This window comes from Actinomycetota bacterium (assembly GCA_012837825.1).
GTDB lineage: Bacteria > Actinomycetota > Humimicrobiia > Humimicrobiales > Humimicrobiaceae > Humimicrobium.
In genome coordinates, this window is sequence record DUQM01000053.1 from 1 (window position 1) to 26955 (window position 26955).

Annotated in this window: 22 protein-coding genes and 1 tRNA gene; 19 read left to right on the forward strand and 4 right to left on the reverse strand. The window is 35.5% G+C overall.

The window, feature by feature from the left end; translation table 11 throughout:
- Positions 1-151: 151 nt before the first annotated feature.
- From GXZ93_03960 to GXZ93_03995, 8 genes are all read left to right on the forward strand, one after another.
- A tRNA-Gly gene (locus GXZ93_03960) sits at positions 152-227 on the forward strand.
- Positions 228-381: 154 nt separating this feature from the next.
- Positions 382-2307 carry a threonine--tRNA ligase gene (gene thrS / locus GXZ93_03965; GenBank protein ID HHT78933.1) on the forward strand — a complete coding sequence of 642 codons (1926 nt, stop codon included), beginning with the start codon at positions 382-384 and terminating at the stop codon, positions 2305-2307.
- 118 nt (positions 2308-2425) lie between these two features.
- Entirely contained in the window at positions 2426-3775 is a 1350-nt protein-coding gene (locus tag GXZ93_03970) for a radical SAM protein (GenBank protein HHT78934.1), read from the forward strand.
- A gap of 284 nt (positions 3776-4059) precedes the next feature.
- The gene (locus tag GXZ93_03975; GenBank protein HHT78935.1) at positions 4060-4554 is read left to right on the forward strand and encodes a translation initiation factor IF-3; all 495 of its coding nucleotides are present in this window, start codon (positions 4060-4062) and stop codon (positions 4552-4554) included.
- Positions 4555-4638: 84 nt separating this feature from the next.
- Positions 4639-4833, forward strand: coding sequence for a 50S ribosomal protein L35 (gene rpmI, locus GXZ93_03980; protein ID HHT78936.1), 195 nt, complete (start codon positions 4639-4641; stop codon positions 4831-4833).
- 52 nt (positions 4834-4885) lie between these two features.
- The gene (rplT, locus tag GXZ93_03985; GenBank protein ID HHT78937.1) at positions 4886-5245 is read left to right on the forward strand and encodes a 50S ribosomal protein L20; all 360 of its coding nucleotides are present in this window, start codon (positions 4886-4888) and stop codon (positions 5243-5245) included.
- A gap of 94 nt (positions 5246-5339) precedes the next feature.
- Entirely contained in the window at positions 5340-6377 is a 1038-nt protein-coding gene (pheS, locus tag GXZ93_03990) for a phenylalanine--tRNA ligase subunit alpha (GenBank protein ID HHT78938.1), read from the forward strand.
- Between the two features lie 21 nt (positions 6378-6398).
- The gene (locus GXZ93_03995) at positions 6399-8816 is read left to right on the forward strand and encodes a phenylalanine--tRNA ligase subunit beta (protein HHT78939.1); all 2418 of its coding nucleotides are present in this window, start codon (positions 6399-6401) and stop codon (positions 8814-8816) included.
- 89 nt (positions 8817-8905) lie between these two features.
- On the opposite strand, the gene GXZ93_04000 is transcribed toward GXZ93_03995, so the two are convergent.
- From GXZ93_04000 to GXZ93_04010, 3 genes are read right to left on the reverse strand one after another with little or no spacing between them, the layout of a single operon-like run.
- On the reverse strand, positions 8906-9730 hold the full coding sequence (locus tag GXZ93_04000; GenBank protein HHT78940.1) for a carbon-nitrogen hydrolase family protein: 825 nt from the start codon (positions 9728-9730) through the stop codon (positions 8906-8908).
- A gap of 19 nt (positions 9731-9749) precedes the next feature.
- Positions 9750-10391, reverse strand: a complete 642-nt coding sequence (locus GXZ93_04005) for a protein-L-isoaspartate(D-aspartate) O-methyltransferase (GenBank protein HHT78941.1) — start codon at positions 10389-10391, stop codon at positions 9750-9752.
- An 18-nt stretch (positions 10392-10409) separates the two neighbouring features.
- Positions 10410-10592 (reverse strand): DUF1328 domain-containing protein, encoded by a 183-nt coding sequence (locus GXZ93_04010; GenBank protein HHT78942.1) that lies wholly within the window; start codon positions 10590-10592, stop codon positions 10410-10412.
- 151 nt (positions 10593-10743) lie between these two features.
- Between GXZ93_04010 and GXZ93_04015 the strand changes: the two genes are divergently transcribed.
- From GXZ93_04015 to GXZ93_04055, 9 genes are read left to right on the forward strand one after another with little or no spacing between them, the layout of a single operon-like run.
- Positions 10744-11814 (forward strand): N-acetyl-gamma-glutamyl-phosphate reductase, encoded by a 1071-nt coding sequence (locus GXZ93_04015; GenBank protein HHT78943.1) that lies wholly within the window; start codon positions 10744-10746, stop codon positions 11812-11814.
- A gap of 47 nt (positions 11815-11861) precedes the next feature.
- Entirely contained in the window at positions 11862-12776 is a 915-nt protein-coding gene (argB, locus tag GXZ93_04020; GenBank protein ID HHT78944.1) for an acetylglutamate kinase, read from the forward strand.
- A 22-nt stretch (positions 12777-12798) separates the two neighbouring features.
- The gene (locus tag GXZ93_04025) at positions 12799-14028 is read left to right on the forward strand and encodes an aspartate aminotransferase family protein (GenBank protein HHT78945.1); all 1230 of its coding nucleotides are present in this window, start codon (positions 12799-12801) and stop codon (positions 14026-14028) included.
- Positions 14025-14957 carry an ornithine carbamoyltransferase gene (gene argF / locus GXZ93_04030; protein HHT78946.1) on the forward strand — a complete coding sequence of 311 codons (933 nt, stop codon included), beginning with the start codon at positions 14025-14027 and terminating at the stop codon, positions 14955-14957. Before GXZ93_04025 ends, argF begins: the two co-directional genes overlap by 4 nt.
- 46 nt (positions 14958-15003) lie before the next feature.
- Entirely contained in the window at positions 15004-15462 is a 459-nt protein-coding gene (locus tag GXZ93_04035; protein ID HHT78947.1) for an arginine repressor, read from the forward strand.
- 34 nt (positions 15463-15496) lie between these two features.
- On the forward strand, positions 15497-16693 hold the full coding sequence (locus tag GXZ93_04040; GenBank protein ID HHT78948.1) for an argininosuccinate synthase: 1197 nt from the start codon (positions 15497-15499) through the stop codon (positions 16691-16693).
- Positions 16686-18137, forward strand: a complete 1452-nt coding sequence (gene argH, locus GXZ93_04045) for an argininosuccinate lyase (GenBank protein ID HHT78949.1) — start codon at positions 16686-16688, stop codon at positions 18135-18137. Before GXZ93_04040 ends, argH begins: the two co-directional genes overlap by 8 nt.
- Positions 18124-19023: a hypothetical protein gene (locus GXZ93_04050; protein HHT78950.1), complete on the forward strand. Its 900-nt coding sequence runs from the start codon at positions 18124-18126 to the stop codon at positions 19021-19023. Before argH ends, GXZ93_04050 begins: the two co-directional genes overlap by 14 nt.
- Complete coding sequence (locus tag GXZ93_04055; protein ID HHT78951.1) at positions 19010-21421, forward strand: U32 family peptidase; 2412 nt, start codon at positions 19010-19012, stop codon at positions 21419-21421. The genes GXZ93_04050 and GXZ93_04055 overlap by 14 nt, the downstream gene beginning before the upstream one ends.
- A gap of 67 nt (positions 21422-21488) precedes the next feature.
- Here the strand turns inward: GXZ93_04055 and GXZ93_04060 are convergent, their stop codons facing one another.
- Positions 21489-24398, reverse strand: a complete 2910-nt coding sequence (locus tag GXZ93_04060) for a PBP1A family penicillin-binding protein (protein HHT78952.1) — start codon at positions 24396-24398, stop codon at positions 21489-21491.
- A gap of 112 nt (positions 24399-24510) precedes the next feature.
- On the opposite strand from GXZ93_04060, the gene GXZ93_04065 reads away from it, so the two are divergent.
- Positions 24511-25140, forward strand: coding sequence for a hypothetical protein (locus tag GXZ93_04065; protein HHT78953.1), 630 nt, complete (start codon positions 24511-24513; stop codon positions 25138-25140).
- Positions 25141-25301: 161 nt separating this feature from the next.
- Positions 25302-26537: a tyrosine--tRNA ligase gene (locus GXZ93_04070; protein HHT78954.1), complete on the forward strand. Its 1236-nt coding sequence runs from the start codon at positions 25302-25304 to the stop codon at positions 26535-26537.
- Positions 26538-26955 lie beyond the last annotated feature (418 nt).

Here is a 26955-nt window from a genome sequence, read left to right on the forward strand (position 1 = left end):
CGCAAGTGCAGTCGTTTATGATAAGCAGGCGACAAAAGAGCTTTTTGAAACAATAAAAGAACAATAAAAATGCCTGTATAGGCTATGTTGACAATTAAAAAATTAGCAGATAATATATTATTCTGTTTTTATAGCTCTCTTAGAAATTCATGCGGAAGTGGCTCAGTTGGTAGAGCATCACCTTGCCAAGGTGAGGGTCGCGGGTTCGAGTCCCGTCTTCCGCTCCATATTATCCATATTATATCTTTAAATTTCATTCTGATTTTCTCTTATATGATTTTTATGTCCTAAAATATTGATTTTAAATTTTCATGTATTAATATTACTTAATAACTTTTTCAATGTTAATATAATAGTATTGTAAAAAAGCAAAGAGGAAAAATGTTTGATATTTATTTCGAGAACATAGGCACGGCTCAGAGCAGCGGAACCGAAACCATATATGAACTTTTAGCCTGCCTGGACAAACCCTCAGCAAAGAAAGCTGTAATTGTAAAAATCAATGCAGATGACAGTGCGAAACCGTGTTTTGCGGATCTTAATTTTGTGCCGGAAAAAAGTCTTAAGGTTTCAGTACTGTTTCAGGATGATGAAAAATCAATTGAAACATTAAATCATAGCACTTCTCACATAATGGCAAGTGCTATTTCAAAAATATACCCTGAAGCAAAATTCGCCATAGGTCCTTCCATAAAAGACGGGTTTTATTATGATTTTGATATTGATGAAAACATCTCATTAAATGATCTTAAAAATATTGAAAATGAAATGAAAAAAATCATTTCTTCAAATACTGTGTTCCAAAAGGAAATCATATCAAAAAAACAGGCTCTGGAGATGTTCAGCGATAATTCTTACAAAACAGAGATAATAAATGAACTTGAAGATGAGAATATAAGCATATACAGAACCGGAGATTTCGTAGATCTTTGTTCGGGACCTCATATTACAAATACCAGTAAAGTTACTGCGTTTAAATTACTGAGCGTTGCAGGCGCTTACTGGAGAGGCAGTGAAGAAAATAAAATGCTTGTGAGGATATACGGAGCAGCATTTTTTTCCAAGGAGGATCTGAAAAAATATCTGGACAGACTTGAAAGAGCAAAGTTAAGCGACCATAGAAAAATAGGCAGGGATCTTGACCTTTTTAGTTTTCATGACGAGGCTCCGGGCTTTCCGTTCTGGCATCCAAAGGGTGCAATATTGATAAACACGGTGACAGACTACTGGAGAGAAGTACATATTAAAAGTGGCTACAGGGAAATACGGACACCCATAATTCTTAATAATGAATTGTGGAAAACTTCCGGACACTGGGATCATTATAAAGACAATATGTATTTTATAAATATAGAGGATTCTGATTATGCCGTAAAACCCATGAATTGCCCTGGTGCAATTCTTGTATATAAAACACATCAGCACTCCTATAAAGAATTTCCCCTGAGATATGCTGAACTCGGACTTGTCCATAGGCACGAAAAATCAGGAGTCCTTCACGGTCTTTTCCGTGTAAGGAATTTTACGCAGGATGATGCCCATATATTCACTACCGGCGAATATCTTGGCTCAGAAATAACAAATGTGATAAAAATGATAAATGATATTTATGAAGTATTCGGCTTTAAGGATTATCATCTTGAACTTTCAACCCGTCCTGATGACAGAATAGGTACTGATGAAATGTGGGATGAGGCAGAACTTCAGCTTGAAAAAGCCATGAAAAAAAATGGGCTGGATTATAAAATAAATCCGGGTGACGGTGCTTTTTATGGTCCAAAAATTGACTTTCACATAAAAGATGCTCTTGACAGAACATGGCAGTGCGCAACAATACAGCTGGATTTTGCCATGCCTGAACTTTTTGATCTTTATTATATGGGCGAAGATAACCAGAAACACAGACCTATAATGCTTCACAGAGTGGTTCTGGGCAGCCTTGAACGCTTTATAGGAATACTTATTGAGAATTATTCGGGAAATCTGCCATTATGGCTTGCACCTGTGCAGGTAATGATCCTGCCCATATCAGATAAAGTTTCGGAATATGCAGGAGATATATTTAATAGCTTAAGAGAGGAGGGGTTGAGAGTAGAAATCGATAGCAGGATAGAGTCTCTTGATAAAAAAATAAGAAACGCAGAACTTAGCAAAATACCTGCTATGATAATAATTGGAGAAAAAGAAAAAGAAGCAGGTACTGTTTCGCTGAGAAAAAAATCGGGGGGCGATATAAGAGATATCAGGCTTGAAGAACTTATATGTATGATTTCAGAAAATATTGCTGAAAGAAAAACTTCTTTCTGAAACTTGCGTCTAAAAGACGTGAATCTGTAAGTAATTTTTTAAAAAAATGGTATAATCCATTTATTATTTACTTAAGGGACTTATATTTTTATTTATCTTTTAACTTTTGAGGTGAAAAATGACATTAAAAGAAAAAATCAGACTTAAATCAACAACTGCTGCCATAAAGGGAGCTCTCAAGGTGCTTCCCAAGATTTCAGATGAAAAATGGCTAAGCATTGTTAGGGGAAGAATGTATAAGCTGAAAAAACAGGAAGAAAGAGATTTTATGGAAAATCTTCTTGTAAATTTAAAAAAGAAAGTCGTGAATGTATCTCCGCAGGCAAGGGAAAAAATAATAATGAACCTTGTAAATAATGCCATGATACAGGGGCAGCCCAGAAGAGCTGCTTTTGCCAAAAAACATGGTATTAATCCGCCAAACCATGTTGTTATAAGTCCGACAATGATATGTGATCTTAAATGTTTCGGATGCTATGCATGGCAGTATTCAAAGAAAAACGACCTTCCCTATGATGTATGCAACAGAATAATTGATGAAGCAAATGCCATGGGTATATACTTCTTTGTAATAACAGGCGGGGAACCTTTTATGTGGGATCATCTTTATGATTTTCTTGAAAGACATAATGATTCTTTCTTCCAGATATATACAAACGGGCAGCATATTGATGAGGAAGTAGCCAAAAAACTGGCTGAGCTCGGCAATGCAGTTCCATGCATAAGCCTTGAAGGATTCAAGGATGCAACTGACGCAAGGAGAGGTGAAGGAGCATGGGACAGAATAATGAATGCTTATGATGTTTTAAGAAAGCACGGCGTTATATACGGATTTTCAATTACTGCCACGAGTAAAAATAGCGAGCTTATCGTAAGCGATGAATTTATTGATCTTCTTGTGGAAAAAGGCGTGTTTGTGGGCTGGTATTTCAACTATATCCCTATTGGAAAAGAACCCGATATGAGTCTTATGCCTACGCCTGAACAGAGAGATTACAGAAGAAAGAGAATTCTTGAAATAAGAAGAAAAAAACACATGGTAGTTGCAGATTTCTGGAATGACGGCAATCTTGTTAACGGATGTATGGCAGGCGGCAAGAATTACCTGCATATTAATGTAAACGGAGATGTGGAACCGTGCGTGTTTGTTCACTTTGCAGCTGATAATATAAAGGAAAAGAGCCTTGAAGAGATAATCACATCACCTTTCTTTATGGCATTCAGAAAAAGACAGCCTTATTCAGACAACCTGTTAAGGCCGTGCACTATCATAGATAATCCTCAGATGCTGAGGGATATTGTTGCAGAAGGCGGGGCGCATCCCACACATGAAGGGGCAGAAACAATACTGACTACTCTTGCAAAACCGCTTGATGATTACGCTGCTGCCTGGAAATGCTGTGCAGACAAAGCATGGGAAGAAGAATACGACCGTTATACAGAATCAGGCCAAAGAGTGGCAGGTTAAGAAGATATTTCATTTCGGAATATTGTTTATTTTTTCAAGTCAGAATACCTTTATAGAGGTATTCTGACTTTTTAATAGACAAATGCCAAAAATATTTGTATAATCCGTTTTTAAATAAAATATAATATTAAATATTTTAAATTAAAGTAGAAATCATCTATTTCTCACCATACGGCGGCTTTTGTCAGCTTATTGGTTATAAGTTTTAAAATAGACAGTAGATGATTTTTGCTGTCTATTTTTTTTTAAAAAAATAGTGGAGGGAAGGTTAGATAATTAAGAAAATACGTATAAATGATCAGATCAGGGTACCAAAAGTAAGACTTATTTCTGAAGAAGGAGAACAGATAGGCGTCGTTCCTGTTGAAAAAGCTTTAACAATGGCAAATGCAGCGGATCTTGATCTTGTTGAAGTTGCTCCGGATGCGGATCCACCGGTATGCAGGATTATGGATTATGGAAAATACAGATATAAGATGGAAATAAGCGAGAAAGAAAGAAAGAAAAAGCAGTCTCAGATAACTGTAAAGGAGATTAAGATAAGGCCTAAAATAGATAAAAATGATTTCAGCATCAAAGAAAAGCACATTGAGAAGTTTCTTAAAGAAGGACATAAGGTAAAAATAACCATAAACTTCAGAGGAAGAGAAATCATTCACAAAGAAATCGGAGAGAATCTTGCATCAAAAATAATTGAAGATCTGGATGGAAAATTCGTGCTTGAGCAGGCTCCCAAGCTTGAAGGGTTCAATATTACCATGGTTCTGAATCCTTTATAAAAATTTCTTAGAAAAGATTTTAATATTTTTTAGTTTTTAAATATTTCTGATAAATTCGGATAATTATTGAATGGAGGAACAGTAATGCCAAAGATAAAAACAAACAAGGCTGCAGCCAAAAGGTTCAGGGTAACCGGCAGCGGCAAAGTAATGAGGGTAAAAGCATATAAGAGCCATATACTTACAAAAAAAAGCGCAGAAAGAAAAAGAAGACTGAGCCAGCCTGAAAATCTTTATAAGGGCGATAAGAAAAGAATAAAAAAATTACTTGGAATATAGTCAAACATTATTATTAAATTTAAAGCAAATACTTTTAAAGAAGGTGTCATAAATGGCGAGAATAAAAAGAGGAATTATAAAAAAACAAAAGCATAAAAAAGTTCTTGAGCAGACAAAAGGATATTATGGCCTGAGAGGAAGCGCATACAGGATTGCAAAAGAACAACTAATGAAATCATTAAGTTTTAATTACATTGGCAGAAAAAACAAAAAAAGAGATTTCAGGAGATTGTGGATTGCAAGAATTAATATAGCTGCAAGGTCAAATGGTCTTTCTTATAATGCCTTTATAAATGGTCTAAAGAAAGCAAATGTGGACATTAACAGAAAAATGCTTTCAGATATTGCAGTTAATGATGAAGCAGCGTTTAAAAAACTTGTGGAAACTGCCAAAGCCCAGATTAAAGCTTAAATTTATCTGGGAAAAGCGAAGAATATGATTATTTATAAAATAAATTATACATTAAATTAAAAATCCTTATTGGATTATTACTGATAAGTTTATTATGGAAGAAAACATCAATGCATTAAAAAGCGTTCTTGATAAAGAGTATAAAGATTTTGAATCTATGGTTGAAAAAGCACAGACTTTATCGGAGCTTGATAATATAGAGAACAGGTTTCTTGGGAAAAAAAGCCTTGTATCAGAGCATCTTAAAAATATGAGAACCCTGTCGGGGGAATTCAGACCTGTTGCGGGAAAGATTATCAATGAAACCCGTAAAAAAATAAGCGAAAAGATATCTTTTGTCAGGGAAGAAATATCCATGCTTGAATTTGACAGGAAACTGAGGAATGAAAAAACAGATATCACTCTTCCCGGCAGAAAAGCAAAGAAAGGTTCAAAAAATATAATATCCCGGACAATAGAAGAGATTGAAATGTTTTTTATAGGTCTTGGCTATGAAATTGCGGAAGGACCCGAAATTGAAACGGATTATTATAATTTTGAGGCGCTCAATCATCCTCCTGACCATCCGGCAAGGTCTCTTCATGATACTTTTTTTATAGACGATAATATTCTTCTGAGGACGCACACATCGCCGGTGCAGATAAGGTATATGGAAAAACATAAACCCCCGGTTTATGTTATAGCGCCCGGCAAAACCTACCGGAAAGATTATGATGTGACACATACTCCCATGTTTACCCAGATAGAGGGTCTTGCAGTGGATAAAGGAATAAATTTTGGTAATTTCAAATGGACGCTTGAGGCTTTTATCCATGCGATTTTTGGCCGGGACAGAAAAATTCGTTTTCGCCCGCACTATTTTCCTTTTACTGAACCAAGCGCAGAGGTAGATGTTTCATGCAATATGTGTAAAGGCTCAGGATGCAGAATATGCAGCTATAGCGGGTGGCTGGAAATACTGGGTGCAGGGATGGTCGATCCCAGTCTTTACAAGTTTGTCGGTTATGATGCAGAAGAAGTTAATGGCTTTGCATTTGGTGTGGGAATTGAAAGAATTGCGATGCTGAAATATGGAATAAATGATTTAAGAATGTTTTTTGATAATGATCTGAGATTTTTAAATCAGTTTTAAATCAACAGGAGTCTTGATAAATTGAAAATAACTTATAACTGGCTGAAAGAATTTATTGAAGATCTTGGCAATATTGCCCCGTCAGAAATTGCCAAAAAGCTGACCATGTCCGGTACTGAAGTAAAAAAAGTCGTTTATATCGGTGAAAATTTTAAAAACCTTGTAACAGGCAGGATTCTGAGTTTTGAGAAACATCCCAATGCTGACAAGCTTTCATTATGTAATGTGGATATAGGTCAGAGTCTGCTAAGCATAGTTTGCGGAGCAAAAAATTTTAAAGATAATGATATGGTGGTTGTTGCTCTTGAAGGTGCCAGGATACAGGATTTTGTAATTAAAAAAAGTAAGATAAGAGGCATATTTTCAGAAGGAATGATGTGCTCTGAAAAAGAGCTTGGAATTTCTGATGAATCTGATGGCATAATGATACTGGACGACAGTTTTACTGTCGGAAAGGATTTTGCAAGCCAGGCAGGCCTTGATGACTGGGTTTTTGAATTGGAAATAACTCCCAACAGGCCGGACTGCCTGAGCGTGTTTGGAATTGCAAGAGAGATATCGGCTCTGACAGGGTTGAGGCTTAAAGAGCCTGATTATGATTCAGTGTATTCTGCAAGAAAAGACAGAGAATTTGTCATTGAAATTGAGGATTATAATCTATGTCCGAGATATTCTGCCAAAATATTTAAAATCGATGATTATGCCTGTACGCCTTTATGGATGAAAAACAGACTGATGCATTGTGATATAAGATCGGTAAGCATGCTTGTAGATCTTACAAATTATGTAATGCTGGAATACGGCCAGCCTGTACATGCTTTTGATTTGAATAAATTAAGTTCAGGAAAAATTATAATAAGAAAAGCGGAAAAAGAAGAGAAGCTCCTGCTGATCGATGGCCTGGAAAGAAATCTTTATGAAGATGATATTGTTATTGCCGATGAAAACGGACCTGTTGCTCTTGCAGGAATTATGGGCGGGAAAGACACTGAAATAGGCAGCGATACCAGAGAAATGCTTCTTGAATCTGCCAATTTCAATGGTGTTTCCATAATGAAGACTTCAAAGAGGATAGGTTTAAGAAGTGAAGCATCAAACAGATTTGAAAAAAAGCTTGATCCTGAGAATACAATAAATGCAATTGGGAAGTTTGAGGAGCTGCTCAGCAGTATATGCAATATAAAAACTGATAATACTTTTTATGATAATTATGCAGATTTAAATAGAAAAAGAAGTATTGAGCTAAGAACAGCCAGGTTAAATAAATTTCTTGGAACAGACATCAAAACAGAAAAGATCTCTGAAATACTTAATCTTCTGGGCTTTAAAAACAGGATAGATAAACAATTGGTAAAGACGGACATCCCGTCTTTCAGATATGAAGACATCGAAAGAGAGATAGACCTGATTGAGGAAGTTGCCAGAATATATGGTTTCGATAATATACCTGTCTGTACGCCGGGGACTGTTTCAAAGCAGGGAAAATACACTGATGAGCAAAAATCATTAAGAAATATCAGAAATACTCTTTCAGGAATGGGGCTTAATGAAGTAATCAATTATTCCTTTATCAGCAGAAAGGATTTCATGCTCTTTTGCCTTGACAGGGAAGATGATTACAAAAACTATGTAAAAATAATCAATCCTCTAAATGAGGATTTTGAAATACTGAGAACCTCTTTAATACAGTCGCTTGTCAGAAATGCAAAAGATAATATTTTTAAGAAAATAAATGATATAGCAATATTTGAAATATCAAAGATATTCAAATCAGTCGCAGATGATAAACAAAACAGGAGCTCTGAAAAAAATACTCTGGGTATCCTGCTTTCCGGAAAATCCTCCCTTAAAAGATGGGATATGCAGGAGAAATATTTTGACTACTTTGATATTAAAGGAATTGTTGAATCACTGGCGGATATATTTTTAAATGAACAGGGTTTGTGTGTAAGTGAGCGCGAATATGGCTTCCTTCATCCTGTAATCGGCGGGGATATAATACTGAAAAATAAAAAAATTGGAGTAATCGGAAAACTTCACCCGAAGATTGTCAGTGATCTTGATATCAGGCAGGATATTTACATAGCTGAGATAGATCTTGATGCATTTATAGAAAATATAAGCAGTGAGAAAGTTTTTAGACATATCTCTCCATTTCCGTCAGTCAATATCGATCTTGCATTTATTGTGGATGAGGAAATAAAATACCAGGATGTGGAAAAAGAGATCATTGCCTGTGCCGGAAGAAACCTGCAGAATATAAGATTGTTTGATCTTTATAGGGGAAAACAGCTTGAAGACAATAAAAAAAGCCTTGCTTTTGCACTGGAATTTAATGCTGCAGACAAAACTCTGAACGAAAAAGATATTGAATCTCTTATAAAAAAAATATCCGGACAGCTTTCAAAAAAATTTAAAGCAAGATTAAGAGATCAGTAAAAGAATAACCAGGCTGCCCTGTCTGTCTGTGAAGAGAATTTTTAGAAACAAATGCCTGTTATTATTTTGCCTGCTATAATTTTTTATCCTTACTTTATGTATATATCAGGTCTTCTGTGTTTTAACAAAGGCAGCTCTTCTCTTATTTTCTTAATATTGCGTGTTGAGATTTCTGCAAAAACAATCGACTCTTTTTCGTCTGCCTCAGCAATTATACGTCCCCAAGGATCCGTTATCATTGAATGTCCGTAAGCCTTATATGAGGAGGATGTGTTTCTTGCAGGAGAGATACCTGCAAAATAAATCTGATTGTCAAGAGCTCTTACCCTGTTTGTCAGATGCCAGTGTGCCGGTCCGGTAACCATATTAAAAGCAGCCGGAACAAATATTATTTCCGCTCCCAGAAGCGCCATGCTTCTTATCAATTCAGGAAAACGCATGTCATAGCATATTGCCACGCCTGCTTTACAGAATTCCGTATCAAAGACTGTTATATCTTTACCGGGGGAAAAAGTCAGGCTTTCAGTAAATTTCATTTTTCCTGCTATATTTATATCAAAGAGATGTATCTTTCTGTGTGTTCCCAGAAGGCAGCCTTTTCTGTCAAAGGAAAAACTGGAGTTGAAAAAGCCTGTATTGGTTTTTTCAGGAACAGAGCCTCCTATTATATATATTCCTTCTTTTTCTGCAGTACGGGAAAGCATCTCTGTTGTCTGGCCAGGATATTCTTCGGCAAATTTATGAAAAAAACCACTGTCATAAGGACAATTAAACATTTCAGGAAGAACAGCTATGTCACAGCCCATCACCGAAGCTTTGTGCAATATTTTCTCTGCGTTTTCCAGGTTGATGCTTTTGTCATCAGTCACCATCATCTGGCAAAGTGCAATTTTAATTTCCTTGTTTACTGACATATCCTGCTTGAATAAAAAACTATTTTTTTACCATCGGCACAAACGAAACTCCGCATATCTCTTCATCTAAAAAATTTTCTTTCAATCTTGTCAGCCTGACAAGACACTGGTTAAAGACAAATCCCACAGGTATAACCATCCTTCCGTTTTCTGCAAGCTGCTCCTTTAATTTTTCAGGGATATTTTCAGGTGCAGCGGTAACTATTATTTTATTGTATGGTGAAAACTCCGGCCACCCCTGATATCCGTCTCCTGTTTTAAAACTTATATTGGTATATCCCATTTTTTTAAGAAGTGATTCTGATTTCTTTGAAAGCGCATCTATGAATTCAACTGTAAATACTTCACCGGCGATTTCAGCAAGTATTGCTGTCTGGTAACCTGAGCCTGTTCCTATCTCAAGGATTCTGTCTTCGCTTTTTATTTCCAGAAGTTCAGTCATAAGAGCAACTATATATGGCTGGGATATTGTCTGTGAAAATCCTATCGATAAAGGATGATCGGCATAAGCAGACTCATAATTTTCCGAGTTAATAAAAAAATGCCTGGGAACTTTCTTTAATGCTTTAATAACTTTTTTATCTTTAATGCCCCTTGCAACAATCTGGGTTTTTACCATTTTTTCCCTGAGTGTGGTTAATTTTTCCTCATTAAATAACATATTGAAAATAAAATCTGATTACATGAATTTAAAGAACAGATTAAATATGAACAGTACTATTGTTATGATAAAACCTGCAGCAAGAAGGAAAAACAATATTCTTGAGACCAGGCAGCTTGCAGAAGCAACTCCTCTCAGTCCTAATATTCCTGCAACCACTGCAAGTATAAAAAATATTATGGCAAGTATCAGTAGAATCATCCGAACCATTATCTCCTATAATATTATCAGTAAAACAATTACTATTTTAAAGCATATATCAAAAAAAATTAATTTTTTAATTTAAATTGCATAATATGTTATATATATGTATAATATGCATTTAATTTATTATTTATAAGCAGGTTGAAAAATGAAAGAAATAAAAATATCGATTGCCGGAGCTTCAGGCATAACAGGGATTGAACTTTTAAAGATAATAGATAAGCACAAATATTCCAGGGTTATTGCGGCATTATCAAGGACTTTTGATGGTAAAAAAATAAGCAGTGTATTCAAAAACACATTAAATCTTAAAAATAATAATAATATATTTTTTAAGGACTTTTTTTCCTCATCGGATATAAAGGAATCCGACCTGGTTTTTTTATGTCTTCCTCCCGGAAAATCGATGGAATATGTAAAATACCTGATAGAAAATGATTACAAAGGCAAGATTATAGATCTCGGCTCCGATTTCCGGCTGAACAACCCGGAGGATTATGAAGAATGGTATGGGAATAAGCATATTCTGAAAGAAATGCTGCCAAGGTTTGTCTATGGCTTGCCGGAGTTAAACAAGAAAGCAATAAAAAATGCTGATTATGTTGCAAATCCGGGTTGCTATCCTACTTCTGCGATTCTCGCTCTCGCTCCCGTTATGGCTTTGAAGGATTTGAAGTTTGGCTCAGTAATTATTGATTCCAAATCCGGTGTAAGCGGAGCCGGTAGAAAATTAAAGGAAGAATATCTTTTTTTAAATATTTCAGAGAATTTTTTTGCTTATTCTCCCTTAAAGCACAGGCACATTCCCGAAATGGAGCAGGAGCTAAGAAAAATATCAGGATCCGTAGATAAGATAAGCTTTATCCCGCATCTTCTGCCTGTTAACAGGGGCATATTTACAACGATTTACATCGGCGGTACAAATATCACAGAAATTACAGGAATAACTGACAGGATAAAAACTTCTTATAACAATTTGTATAAAAATGAAGTTTTTATAAAATTTATTGAAGGCGACATTCCAAGGATAAGCGATGTTTCGGGAACCAATTCGGCACATATAGGCTTTATGGCTGACTACAGAACTTCGACCATAAAAATATTTAGCGTTATAGATAATATATTAAAAGGAGCTTCAGGACAGGCTGTGCAGAATATGAATCTGATGTTCAACTTAAGCGAAGAAGAAGGGCTGGATATGCAGGGGACCTGTAATTGATTTTTATTTTTTTTGGATTAACCGATTTAACCATTTGAGAGGAATTTATGATAATCGAAAAATATTGCAGTAATGAAAATATCAACAATAAAGTATATCAGGATAAGGCAGAAATACTGCTTGAAGCCCTGCCATATATTAAAGAATATTTTAATAAAATAGTCATAGTCAAGCTTGGCGGGGCAATAATGGAAGATGATGCCGGATTAAGCAATGTTCTTAATGACATTGTTCTTATGAAATATGTAGGGATCAAAGTCATACTGCTTCATGGCGGGGGGAAACAAATAACCAGGCTCATGGAGGAAAAAAACATAGAAGTAAAATTCTGTGAAGGCCTGAGAGTTACAGATGAGAAAGCAATAGAAGTTGTAAAGATGGTTCTTCTTGGAGAAATTAATTCCAAAATTGTATCCTTTCTAAACAAGCATGGAAAAATTGCGGTAGGTATTTCGGGAAATGATGCAAATTTCATAGAATGCAGAAAAAAGCAGTTCAGGAAAGATGGCAGGGATGTTGAGCTTGGATATGTCGGTGAAATTATAAATATTGACTCGGATTTTTTAAACGAATTGCTTGACAGTGATTATATTCCTGTCATTGCCACTCTTGGCTCTGACAAGTATGGAAATATTTACAATATTAATGCTGATACATGCGCATGCGAAACCAGTTCAAAACTAAAGGCAAAAAAAATGATACTGCTTACTGATGTCGACGGCATAAAGATAAGCGAGAAAGGTTCAAAGGAATTAATATCCAGATTATCCATTAATGGTGCAAACAAGCTGATAAAGGAAAATGTAATAAGCAGCGGAATGATACCAAAGGTTAGGGCATGCATTGATGCTTTGAACAGCGGAGTCGAAAGAACGCACATACTTAACGGAAATCATCCTCATTCGATACTGATTGAAATATTTACCGACAAGGGCATCGGCACAATGATTGTGAAAGATTAATAAGAATGAAAGGCAAATAATTATGAGAGAAAATAGTAATAATATTTATTCAAGTAAAGATATATCAAAAAAGGGTGCCGATTTCCTGATGCACACTTATTCGAGGATGGATGTCGTTTTCAGTAAAGCAAAAATGCAGTACTTATGGGATATTGAAGGAAAGAAATATACGGATTTTACCTCAGGATACGGATGCCTGAATGTCGGGCATTCAAATCCGGCAGTAATTAAAGCATTAAAGGAGCAGATCGGTAAGATAATCCAGCCTTCCAATATTTTTTATAATATACCCCAGGTCGAACTTGCTGAAGAGCTTTGCAAATTATCAGGTTTTGGAGAGAAAGTATTTTTCTCAAACAGCGGAGCTGAAGCGGTGGAAGGCGCTATAAAACTTGCAAGAAAATATTCTACCGATAAATACGGCAAAAGAAGATATGAAATAATTACTTTTAATAATTCTTTCCATGGAAGGACTCTGGGTGCGCTTGCAGCAACAGCTCAGGCAAAAAAACAAAATGTGTTTGAACCCCTGTTAAGCGGTTTCAAATATTCCGATATAAATGATACCGGGTCTGTAAAAAAGCAGATAGACGGTAATACCTGTGCTGTAATAATAGAACTTATACAGGGAGAAGGCGGCATAAATGTATGTAAAAAAGAATTTATCAGTGAGTTGAAGAAAATATGTGAAGAAAATGAAATTTTACTGATAATCGATGAAATCCAGACAGGATTTTCAAGGACCGGTTCTGTTTTTGCCTATCAGCAATATGATATAGTTCCCGATATAATAGTTGTTGCCAAAAGTCTGGGCGGAGGCATGCCGATAGGTGCCGTAATCTCCACGGACAGAATATGCTCTGCTTTTACTCCCGGTACCCACGGCTCCACTTTTGGCGGAAATGCCGCCTCATGTTCTGCCGGAATTGCGGTAATCAGATATCTGCTGGAAAACGATCTTGCAGGAAAGGCAGAAATGCTTGGAAAATATCTGATTGAAAAACTAAGAATGCTTCAGTCAAAATATCAGATTATACAGGATGTCAGAGGCATGGGACTGATGCTTGCAATTGAATTTAAAAAGCCCGTTGCGGCAGCTTTAATAAAAGACGCTCTTAAAAACGGGCTGATTCTAAATAAAGTATCAGAGAACACAATAAGATTTCTTCCTTCGCTTGTTATAAATAAAAAGGATATTGATTTTTTAATAAGATTTCTTGACAAATATATAAAAGAAGAAGATGAGAAATGAAAGAAAAAAAGGGAAAAAAAGATCTACTTACATTAAAGGATTATTCAAAAGAAGAAATAATCAAAATTCTTGACATGGCAGAAAAAATAAAATCAGACCCGGACAGCTACGCCAAAACTTTGAATGGCAGGAACCTGGCATTATTATTTGACAAACCATCAACCCGGACAAGAGTTTCTTTTGAAGTGGGAATAAAGCAGCTTGGAGGCCACTGTCTTGTGCTTGATTCCAAAAATCTGCAGCTTGGCAGGGGGGAAACCTATGCCGATACCGCAAAAATATTTGACGCATACCTGGACGGCATTATTATAAGGACTTTTAAGCAGGAGACTATTGTCACCATGGCGGAAAACTGTTCCATTCCGGTAATAAATGCGCTGACAGACATGTATCATCCCTGCCAGATTCTTGCGGATATGCAGACTCTGGCAGAAAAAGATCTTTTATTTAAAAAGAATTTAAAATTCGTATATTTCGGTGATCCCAATAATGTATCAAACAGCCTGTTAATAGGATTTACAAAACTTGGTATTGACATAACAATCTGCTGCCCGGAATCATTAAAAACCGACGATTCTCTCATGGATTACCTTAAAGAAGAATCAGCAAAAAGCAAAAATAATATTCATATGGAAAACGACCCTTCCGGAGCTGCATGTGAGGCTGATGTTGTTTACACGGATGTATGGATAAGTATGGGCCAGGAAGAACAGAAAGACAAAATAGAAAGGATGATGCCTTATCAGGTGAATAGCGCCCTTTTAAAACATGCAAAAAAAGATGCAGTAGTCATGCACTGTCTTCCCGCACACAGGGAAATGGAAATAACATCAGAAATCCTTGACAGTGATCATTCCATTGTGTGGGAGCAGGCTGAAAACAGACTGCATGCGCAGAAAGGTCTTCTTAGGTTTTTGTTTGACAGATAGCATGACAAGCAATCATTTTTATTTTTCATAACAGCAGTTTAAGAATATGGTAAACAAAAAAAGAATAAAAGATATAGTAAATATCATTAATACCAAAAAGATTTCATCTCAGGAAATGCTTATAAGAGAGCTTAAGCTTTTGGGCTACAATGTTGCCCAGTCCACGGTATCAAGAGATCTGAAAGGTATCAGGATAATTAAAAAAAGGAATATGGAGGGCGAGGAATTTTTTGTCCTTGACAACAATGTAGTCGAGGAAAGAAAGACAATCAGCCTGGATAAATTTATTTCAAAATCAAGAGAGAGTATTATATCAGTCAGAAATGCAGGCAATATTATTGTTATCAAAACATATCCCGGTGAAGCACAGGGAGTTGCGGCAGTGCTTGACCAGATGAATTTTTCAGAAGTGCTTGGAACTGTTGCCGGAGATGATACTATTATCTGCATACTTGAAAATCTGAAAAGTTCAGAAAAGCTTATAAATATGATAAAAAATTTTTAATTAATTGCATAATAATGTTTTCAAAGGAGTTTATATGGCAGAAAAATTAATATTGGCATATTCAGGCGGACTTGATACTACGGTGGCAATAAAATGGCTTCAGGAAAATTATAATGTAGATATTATTGCAGTATTGATAGATCTCGGACAGCCGGAAGATCTTGAGGATGCCTATAAGAGAGCGATTGATACAGGAGCAAAGAAAGCATATACAATCGACGTCAGGGAAGAATTTATCAAAGATTATGTTTTTCTGGCTCTGAAAGCTAATTCAAGATACGAAAAACAGTATTCGCTTGCGACTGCAATCGCAAGGCCTCTTATTGCAAAGAAACTTGTGGAATTTGCAAATAAGGAAAATGCCGGCAAAATAGCTCATGGCTGTACAGCGAAAGGAAATGACCAGGTAAGATTTGATGTAGGCATCAGAAGTCTTGATCCTGATATTGAGATAATCGCTCCCATGAGGCTGTGGAAGCTTTCAAGAGAAGAAGAAATTGCATATGCTCAGAAACATGATATTAAAATAAATGTATCCAAAAAAAAGATATACAGTATTGATGAAAATCTGTGGGGAAGAAGTATCGAATGCGGAATTCTTGAAGATCCCTATAATGAACCTCCTGAAGATATTTATAAGTGGACTGAAATAAAGGTGAAGCAGGGAGACAGCGAATATATAGAGATTGATTTTGAGAATGGAGAACCGGTCGCATTGAACGGTAAAACAATGTCAGGAGCAGAACTGGTTCTTGAACTGAACCTGATTGCCGGTAAATATGGCATTGGAAGAATAGATATGGTTGAAAACAGATTGATAGGAATAAAATCAAGAGAAATTTATGAAGCACCTGCTGCAGAAGTCCTGATAGAATCTCACAGGGCTCTTGAAAGTCTTGTCAATGACAGAGAGCTCACACATTACAAATATCTCATAGAAGAGAAATTTTCAGAAATGATTTATTATGGACTCTGGTTCACTCCTTTAAGAGAGTGTCTGGAAAAATTTATTCTTGAAAGTCAGAAATACGTTACCGGTACGGTAAGGGTGAAGCTTGGATATAAGAATTTTGCTGTAGTCGGGAGAAAATCAGAAAATTCCATCTATGATTTTGCGCTTGCAACTTATGATAAAAGTGATTCTTTCAATCCCGGTCATTCTGAAAGTTTTATAAAAATGTGGGGATATCCATACGAAATACTTGCAAAAAAGGGAAGAAAAAATGGATAAATTATGGTCTGGCAGGACAGACGGCAAACTTGACCATAATGCAGATTTGTTTATGAAATCGGTAAATGAGGATAAGGAACTTCTGGATTCTGATATTCTTGGAAATATCGCCTATTCTGCGGCTTTAAAGAAAATAGGTATAATTAAAGAAGAAGATTTTGACTTTATCCTGAAAGGATTTGAAAAAATCATAAACGTTTTTAAAGATGAATCTGTCATATCAGAATATGAAGATGTCCATAGTGCCGTAGAGAATGAACTTAAAAAAATTGTAGGGGAGATTGCAGGGAAAATTCATACAGGAAGAAGCAGAAATGACCAGGTAGTCCTTGATGAAAAACTTTTTTTAAAGAATTATCTTATAAAACTGATGAAATCCCTGATAATCATGGAAAATAATCTTCTTGAAATTGCCGAAAAGAACAAGGATATTATTTTTCCGGCTTATACCCATATGCAGAAAGCACAGCCGGTTCTTTTTTCGCATTACATCCTTTCCTATTTTGAGAAATTTTTTAGGGATTTCAAAAAACTGGAGGATTGTTTTGAAAATACAGATATAATGCCATTGGGTTCAGGCGCCTGTTCAGGGAGCGGGTATGAAATTGATACAGATTATCTTATGAAAATACTAAGATTCAAATCAGTAACCGATAATAGCATGGATGAAGTATCAGGCAGGGATTATATTCAGGATACTATATATGCTTTAACTTGTATAATGCTTCATTTAAGCAGGATATGTGAAGATTTTATAATATATAACTCTTCAGAATTTTCCTTTATTGAAATAAGCGACGGCTTCTGCACAGGAAGCAGCATAATGCCACAGAAAAAAAATCCTGACATACTTGAGCTTATAAGAGGTAAAAGCGCAATCGTAACAGGTAATCTTGTGCAGATACTGGTTTTGCAGAAAGGGTTGCCATCAACGTATAACAGAGATCTTCAGGAAGATAAAAAAATATTGTTCCAGGCTTCAGACGAAACATTAAAATCAGTAGAGATATTTGCCTCACTTTTAAAAAATATTTCTTTAAACAGGGAGGCAATCAGAGAGAATCTGGAGGAAGGCTTTCTTGAGGCAACGGATATTGCAGATTATCTGGTAAAAAAAGGTAAAAACTTTCGGGAAGCCCATCATATTACGGGAAAGCTTGTTAATTACTGCATAAAAAGTAAAAAGAATTTCAGAGACCTTTCAAAGGATGAGCTTGAAAAGTTCAGCAGGCTGCTTGATAATGATTTTCAGCAGAAAATAAGCATGAAAAAATGTGTTGACTCGAAGCTTACTCCGTGCGGCACCAATAGCCTTAATGTCGGCAAAAAATTAAAAAAAGCTGACGAAAGATTGAAAAACATTAAAGGCAGAGTCGAGGATCTGAAAAACAGAAACATATCTTTAGCCGGGCTGTTAAGGGAAATAAAAAATGAAATGGATTGATATTTATGAGAAAGGTATAAAATCAGGTCTTAAAAATGATCTGAGATCTGATGTTGACAATAAAATTTTTTATGGATTGGAAAAAAATCCGTATCCTGACTCGGTAATAATAACCGGTGAAAATGAAAAAACAATAAAAAATCTTTTTGTTTCAATAGATATAGATATTTCAATAATTCTATTGGTTGTTCAACTCATAAATAATGGCGTTAAAATAGATGGTATTTTATCGCATCATCCTACAGGCAAGGGATTATACAATATTACTGAAGTAATCCGGCTCCAGAGAGAAAACTGGCAGAAGGCAGGAATCAGAGAAACTGATGCGCAAAGATTATATGAAAAAATTTACAGGGAAGAAGAGCTGGGTTTAAAGGGGAATTATAATGGTCCTGAAAATGCCGCAGATTTTTTTAAAATTCCTCTTATGTGTATCCATACTCCCATAGATAATATTATTCAGGTATTTTTCGAGAAATTCTTTAAAGATAAAAATGATATGACAATTGACGAAGCTTTAAGCGAAGTCAGTAAAATACCTGAATGCAAAATGGCATCAGAAAAAGGGGACGAACCTTTTTTAGTCGGAAACCTCGGGTCAAAAGCAATCGGCAAATATTTTGTAGATATGACAGGAGGGGTGGATCCGCCTGATGAAATTTTTAAATTACTGAAAAAAACAGGAATCGATACTATAATCGGGATGCATTACAATTCAGACAATATCAGCAGCATAATGAAAAGCAGACTATCTGCAATAATCTGCGGTCATATGGCCTGCGATTCCATAGGTATGAATATATTTTGCGATTTGCTTGAAAAAGAAGGTGTAAATATTATCAGCGGTTCCGGTTTTTACCGTTATAAAAGAAATGAACAAGATTGAACTGGTCGTTCCGGCTGGCGGTTATGAGCAGTTGAAGTCTGCCGTCCTGGCCGGTGCAGACGGCGTTTATGTCGGATTTGAAAAATATAGCGCAAGAGCATATGCGGATAATTTTGATTTAAAAAATCTTGAAAGAGCTTCCGAGTACTGCCATTTAAACAATGTAAAGCTATATCTGGCGTTAAATACCATTATAAAAGAAAATGAATTACACGGGCTTGCTGATTTTATCTCCGGTATCTTAAAAAGGGTCAGAATAGATGCTTTTATCATACAGGATTTTGCTCTTTTAAAGATCTTAAATGACCTTGATTGCTCTGTGCCGGTTCATGCCAGCACCCAGGTGAATATTCATAACAGTTTTTCTGCAGAATTTTTAAAAAATCTCGGCATAAAAAGAATAATACTTTCAAGAGAAATGACTCTTGAAGAAATAAAAAAAATAGCCGAAAAAGATATTGCGGATATTGAGATTTTCTGCCATGGTTCGCAATGCTATTCATATTCCGGACAGTGCTATTTCAGCACATCAGTCGGACAAAGAAGTGGAAACAGGGGAACATGTCCTCAGCCATGCCGTATGAAATATAAGCTGATAGGCAATGGAAATAAATGGAAATCTGATCAGGAAGGATATTTTTTAAGCAAATGCGATCTTTCCTTAATCGACAGACTGCCGGAGATCATTAATGCCGGAGTAAAAGCAATAAAAATAGAAGGAAGGATGAAAACTCCTGAATATGTCGCCATAGTCACGAGCATATATAGAAAATATATTGATATTTTTTATAAAGGCTCAAATTATCCGGTAGACAGGCAGGATATCTTTAAACTCAAACAGGTTTTTTCCCGAAAATTAAACAATGGATATTTTTCTGAAAAATTTCCCAAAGAAATAATTTCATTCCGGAAGTCCGGAAGTACAGGGAATTTGTTCGGAAGAATTTCCGGAATTGAAACAGGAAAAGAAAAGAAAATAATGCTGGTTGATTCTGAAATGAATTTAAAGAAGGATGATATCCTTGAAATATGGACTAAAAAGGGTAATGAAAGAATAAAAGTAAAAAACTTTTTAACGGAAGATAACAATAATAAAAATACAAAAAAAATAAAATACAGGATTGAAACCAACAGAAAGATTTTTTTTGCAGTGGGTGACAGAGTTTTCAAATATTTTGACAAAGGTCTTGAAGAAGAAGCTGCAGAAATATCAGACAGGAAAAACAAGCCGGGACATGAATTAAACAGGAACACAAAGGGTCTGAAAAACAGCAATTTTCCGATTGATGGGAAAAAAGACAAAAATATTAAAAATGATATTATCTATAATGATATTGATAAAAAAAATGAGATATATCGAAGGATTTCATCTATTAAAATAAGAAATTCAGTTTCCCTGATAAGCTGCAGTCCAAGCAATATTAAGGAAATCATACAAGGAATCGATTCTGCCGGAGAATCAGCCGAAAACGGGAAAGGGATAAGAATAAATCTGATATATGATCTCTTTAATGCAGATAAAAAAAGCTATGCTGAAAACAGTAAGAAATCCATAAATGAATTTATCAAACTAAGCTCATACGCTGCAAAAAAAAATATTGTATTTTATTTTCTGACTCCGGCGATAATCCATGATGATGATCTAAATGATGTATCGGAAGCTGTAAACTATCTGATCGGTAACAATTTTTATAATTTTTATGTATCAAATTATGCTTTTCTGAAATTTTTCTATGATTACTGCGGAAAAACAGAAAAAATTTTTAATATTATTCTTGCCCACAATTTTAACATTGCCAATTCTTTTAACCTGTATGAATTGTTAAGAGAAAAACCTGATAATATATGCCTGAAAGAAGTTGTATTCTCTCCTGAGCTGACCGTTGAGGAAGTCAGTAATGCCGTAGTGGATTTTTATGGAAAAATCCTGAAAAAAAATAATGAGCTTGTCCTGCCTCTTGCAACTCTTTATTCTTATGGCTATTTTCCTTTAATGAGCGCAAGGGTAAAATATAATTTTTCGGGAGATAATTCTGGTAATTTATTTCTGAGGGATAAAAAAAATTATTCTTTTATGATCAGAAGTGATTTTTCAGAAAATACAATTATATATAATTCGAAAAAACACAATCTTGTAAGTGAAACAGCTATTCTGATTCAGGGACTAATTAACGGATTTTTGATAGACGCACGATTATTAAAAAAAGGCGAGAGTATTTTTGCCCTGAATTCATTTTTGGAAGCAGTCAGAATTAACAGAAGGATTGCAGATGATTATTTTAATATAGCCAGGGTTATGAAAGCAAAAAAAGAGACAGAAAAATTAACTCTAAGATTGCTTGAATCGGAATATTTTAAAGACTTTACAAAAGGCCATGTTTCAAAACAGGTAATTTAAAGCAATTTTTACTACCTTCCTTCTGTTTTTTTTATTCTTTTTCTTTTAAGATTTTTATCCGGAAGCATTATCCGCCTGATGAAACTGTTGATGATGTGGTGGATGAGCTTGTTGTAGTAGTTGAAGCCTGTGTTCCCGTGGTTGTGGTTTCCTGAATATCTTCCGCCTTAATGGTGATTTTGCTTCCAAATTCTGCAAATGTTTCTCCTAAAGGAGTCTGGGATATGATTTTTGAAGAGGAATCTGCTCCTCCTGTGGTTTCTACTGTAAAACCCAGAGACGAAAGCAGAGTCGACGCTTCTGATTTCTGCATGCCTATCACGTTTGGAACTTTTATTCCTTTGCTTATTGTAATAATTACTACCTGTTCTTTATTATATATTGTCTGGGGAGCAGGAGATTGCTTGAAAACAAAACCTATAGGTGATTTATTCTCTTCTTCAAGTATGCTTATATTTAAAAAACCTGCATTATTAAGTTTTTTTACTGCGTCCTGTCTGCTCAGACCTATAATGTCCGGAACTGCTGTCTGCGACGGATTGATGCCTTTGCTTATATATACTGTAACACCGGTTCCGGGTGCAACTTCCGTGCCGGGAGCAGGATCCTGGTCATATATAAGATCTGCTGGCTGGAAAGAGCTGTAATCAGTTATTATATTTGATAATGAAAGACCTGCTTCCTTAAGAATATTTTCAGCAGAATTTCTTGTCTGTCCCGTAAGATCAGGCATTATTATTTTTTCTGTCCCTTTGCTGATAAAAATCGTAATTAAAGGATTAATATTGTCACTGGTTTCAATTACTGTACCCGGAAGAGGATCTGTTTTAAATACTGTATCTTCTTCATAATCATTATTTACCTCTATTATTTCACTTACAGAAAAAAACAAGCTGTTAAGCAGCTGCCTGCACTGTTCCGAATTCATACCTGTCACATCAGGAACAGTTATTTTATTATGCACATCACAATATTTTGTAGGTATCTCTCCTTTTACAAATAATCTGAATTCCAGGTTTTCAGAGGGACACCAGAAAGTAGGCAATTTCCCCGAATCCCTGCATACCTGTATCTCATTCAGGCCCTCGCCGGGGATTTTGAACTGCGATACAGGCCTGTCTTTTAATGCCTCACTCATAAATTCACGCCATATTTCTGCCGGGTACGAGCCTCCGGTTATATTTCTGTCATTTATAGGCTCCATGGGTCTGTTGCTGTCCTGATAACCCATCCATACAACAGTCACCAGTTCCGGAGAATATCCTGCAAACCATGCATCTCTTAAATCGCTTGTAGTTCCGGTCTTGCCTGCAGCAGGCCTTCCTATATTTGCATTCCTACCCGTTCCTTCAGTTATGACTCTCTGAAGTATCTGTGTTGCAAGAAAAGCTTCAGGTTCATCAATTATCCTTTTAAATGAGGGATTTTTTTCAGGCAGATATTCAAAAAGTACTTCACCCTTCGAGTCTGTTATTTTTGTTATACATACAGGTTCGTGATATAGTCCTCCTGATGAAAGAGTGGAGAATATCTTGCTTACATCAAGAGGAGTTATGCCCTGTTCAAGACCACCCAGACCTATTGCCGGATTGCTGCCAATGTCATATATATCCATATTGTTTAATAGTTTCTCAACATTATCTGAACCTACCTCCATTGTGAGCTGCGCGTAAACGACATTTACAGAATTGATTGTTGCATCTATTATATTCATGCTTTCACCGAATTTCTGGCCGCCATAATTATCGATAACCCATGGCTTGGAACCAGGGATGTCAATAGTTATGGGTCCGTTGGGATTGTAGGTTTTCTGGGGATTTATATTCTGTCTTATCGCTTCAATCAAAACAGGGACTTTAAAGACTGAACCGGGCTGCCTCTTTCCCTGAGTAGCTATGTTGAACTTGCTTGCATTATAGTCCTTTCCTCCAACCATGGCATATATATATCCATTGCAGGGATCTACTGAGACAAGGGAATAAGAAGGATCTATCGGGTTTGGGAAAACTTTAGTGAACGAATTTTCAGCAGCAACCTGCAACTCTTTATCTAGTGTGGTATATATTCTCAGACCACCTTTAAACACATCATAGTCTGAGAATTTTTTCTCATATAGCTGCTGTTTTACAAAATCAATGAAATACGGAGCAAATCTGTTTTCGGTGTTTGAGTTCATAAGTCCGCTGACATTCACTGTAACCGCTTCGTTTACTGCCTCTTTATATTCGCTGGAAGTTATATATCCCTGTTCCTTCATAAGCCCTAAAACAATATTCCTTCTGTTTCTTGCCTTTTCAATATTATTAAAAGGGCTGTATACTTCAGGAAGCTTTAAAAGTCCGGCAAGAAGGGCTGATTCTGAGATAGAGAGGTTTTCGGCATTTTTACCGAAATATGTCTGTGCTGCTTTTTCAATACCGTAAGAACCTGAGCCAAAATTAACAGTGTTTAGATACATCTCAAGAATCTTGTCTTTTGTAAAATGCCTTTCAATCTGAATTGCTATCAGGGCTTCATTTATTTTTCTTCTGACAGTTTTTTCCTGTGAAAAATAGGTATTCTTGACATATTGCTGAGTGATTGTACTTGCACCCTGAGCATATCCGCCGGCTTTTATGTCGGCAATAAGAGCGCCTATTATTCTTCTGTAATCGACTCCCTCATGGGAATAAAATCTTTTGTCTTCAACTGCAATTACTGCATTTTTTATATTCTCGGACATTTTTGAAAACGGTATTATCTCTCTGTTTTCAGTTGCATGGAACTCTGTAAGAAGAGAGCCATCAATTGCATAGACTTTTGATGTTTCTGCTACAGGAGTAGGATTCAGATCTTCAAGATCGGGTACTGTCGCAATGTAGTATAATGCAACAGCTCCAAAAATAACTGCTGCAAAACAAAATAATATGATAAAAGTTACGAATATCTTAAATCCGCAGCCTTTTTTTTGTTTTTTTATTTCATTATTTCTTTTCACGGCAAACCTTTTTAAAGCATTAAGGCATTAAAAAAGTTTTATAAACTTTTTTAATCTTTACTTTTTTTTAATATATAATATTAAAAACTATTTAACTAATCAACTGAAGAGAATGTTTAAACTGATATTAAAAGAATTAAAAAGACATTCACCATTTACAGGGCTGGGAGCCCTGACAGGGATAATAATGCTTATATTTTTCATTAATCTGCCGTATAAAATATCGTACAGAGTGTTTTACATACTGCATCCGCTTCATGTGTTTCTGAGCGCTTTCGTAACTTCTTCAATGTATCTGCTGCATATAAACGAAGATAAAAAAAGAAAGATAGTCTCTCTGATTTTAATTGGATATTTCGGTTCCGTGGGTATTGCTTCAATAAGTGATTCAGTCATACCTTTCCTTGGTGAGATCCTGCTTGATATGCCCAATACAGGCATACATCTTGGCTTCATTGAGGAATGGTGGATTGTAAACCCCCTGGCTTTTTTAGGGATATTTATTGCTTATTTCAAGCCATCCACCAGATTTCCTCATGCCGGACATGTGCTTTTAAGCACATGGGCTTCAGCTTTTCATATCATAATGTCGGCCGGAATAAACATCAGGTGGTATTTATATATAATTATTTTTTTATTTTTGTTTATTGCAGTCTGGATACCTTGCTGCGCAAGCGATATAATATTTCCTTTGCTATTTGTCAAGCTTAAAAGGAGATCGGGGAAATCTCTGATAAAGTAACCCGGCATATAATAAGGCAGACCTGAACACGATAAAAGCGGTTTTACACAGTGTTTGATTTTATAGCAATTAGATATTAATTATGCTAATATTGTTTTACTTTTTACGCATATAATTACTTGATTATATTTACAGGACAGTTAGTAGTTTTCAAAGCATTTATGGAAAAAAGTGTTGAAAAACAATTAGAAACAATATTGCAGGGCACACAGGATGTACTTTTGCTGGATGAGCTGGAAGAACTCATACAAAACTCAATCAAATCGGAAAATCCTCTTATTGTAAAATTAGGCCTTGATCCGACTGCGCCTGACATACATCTTGGACACACTGTTGTTCTTAATAAATTAAGGCAGTTTCAAGACCTTGGCCACAGAGCAGTACTTATAATAGGGGATTATACTGCCAGAATAGGGGATCCTTCAGGCAGATCAGCATTAAGGCCCAGTCTCGGGGTCGACAAAATAGACAGCAACGCCAAAACCTATATGCAACAGGCATTTAAAATACTTGATTCTGCAAAAACTCAGGTGGTAAAAAATTCTCAGTGGCTGGAAAATCTAAAATTCTCAGAGATACTCAATATTACTTCACGTTTTACAATTGCAAGAATGCTTGAAAGAGAAGATTTTAAAAACAGATTTACAGGCAATCTTCCTATTACAATTATGGAACTGCTTTATCCGCTTATGCAGGCTTATGATTCGGTAAGCATAAAATCAGATGTTGAGCTTGGAGGCACCGATCAGCTTTTCAATCTTTTGATGGGAAGAGAACTGCAGAAAGAATACAGGCAGAAACCACAGATAGCAATAACAATGCCCATACTTGCAGGAACAGACGGCGTGCAGAAAATGAGTAAAAGCTTGGGAAATTATATAGGCGTAAATGAGGATCCAAAAAATATTTTTGGCAAAATCATGTCCATTCCTGATTCGATAATGATTGACTATTTCAGGCTGCTTACCCGAATCTCTGAAAAGGAGATAGATAAAATAAAAAATGATCTTGAAAAAGATACTATAAATCCGTCTTTTATAAAAAGAAAACTTGCACGTACAATAGTGCTGAATCTTTACAATGAGGAAGAGGCTGATAATTCTGAAGAAAACTTTAACAAGTTATTCAGAGAAAAATCACTCCCGGATGAAATAGATACATATATTATAAATAAAAATGATTTAAGCAATGATAGTATAAAAATTGTACAATTGCTGACAGACAGCGGTCTTTGCTCATCAAACAGTGAATCAAGAAGAATGATAGAACAGGGAGGAGTAAAGTTCGACAGTGAAAAAGTTTCAGATATAAATATGGTTATTCCCCTGGATGATATTGATTCAAAAATTATCCAGAAAGGCAAAAGAGGCTTCATAAGACTAAAACTAATCAGATAGATCTTGTCATAAATATTATTGAATCGGATAGATCCTGTTATAAATATTAATATTTTATAAATTATTAATATTTTGTTAATTAATAATAAGGGAGGAAATATCCGGTGTTAATCACAGGAAAAAAGTTTCTCCGGATTTTTGCCGGTTCTGTTGCTGGTTTTGCCCTTTCAGATCTATGACTTCCAAAACTGCTTCAGGCTGATGACATAAAAATATTTGCCTATTGATGTTTAAGCAAATGTTTGCAAATCTTATATTCTTGACTAAATCCGTGCTAAAATATAAAATAATTTCAGGCTTATTATAATTATATTTGCTTGATTTTTTATTTTGCACTTATCAGCTTGCCTTATGGCCGGTATTTTATAGGTTTTAAGAAAAAGCTGAGTTAATTTTATATAAACAAGATAAAGAAAAA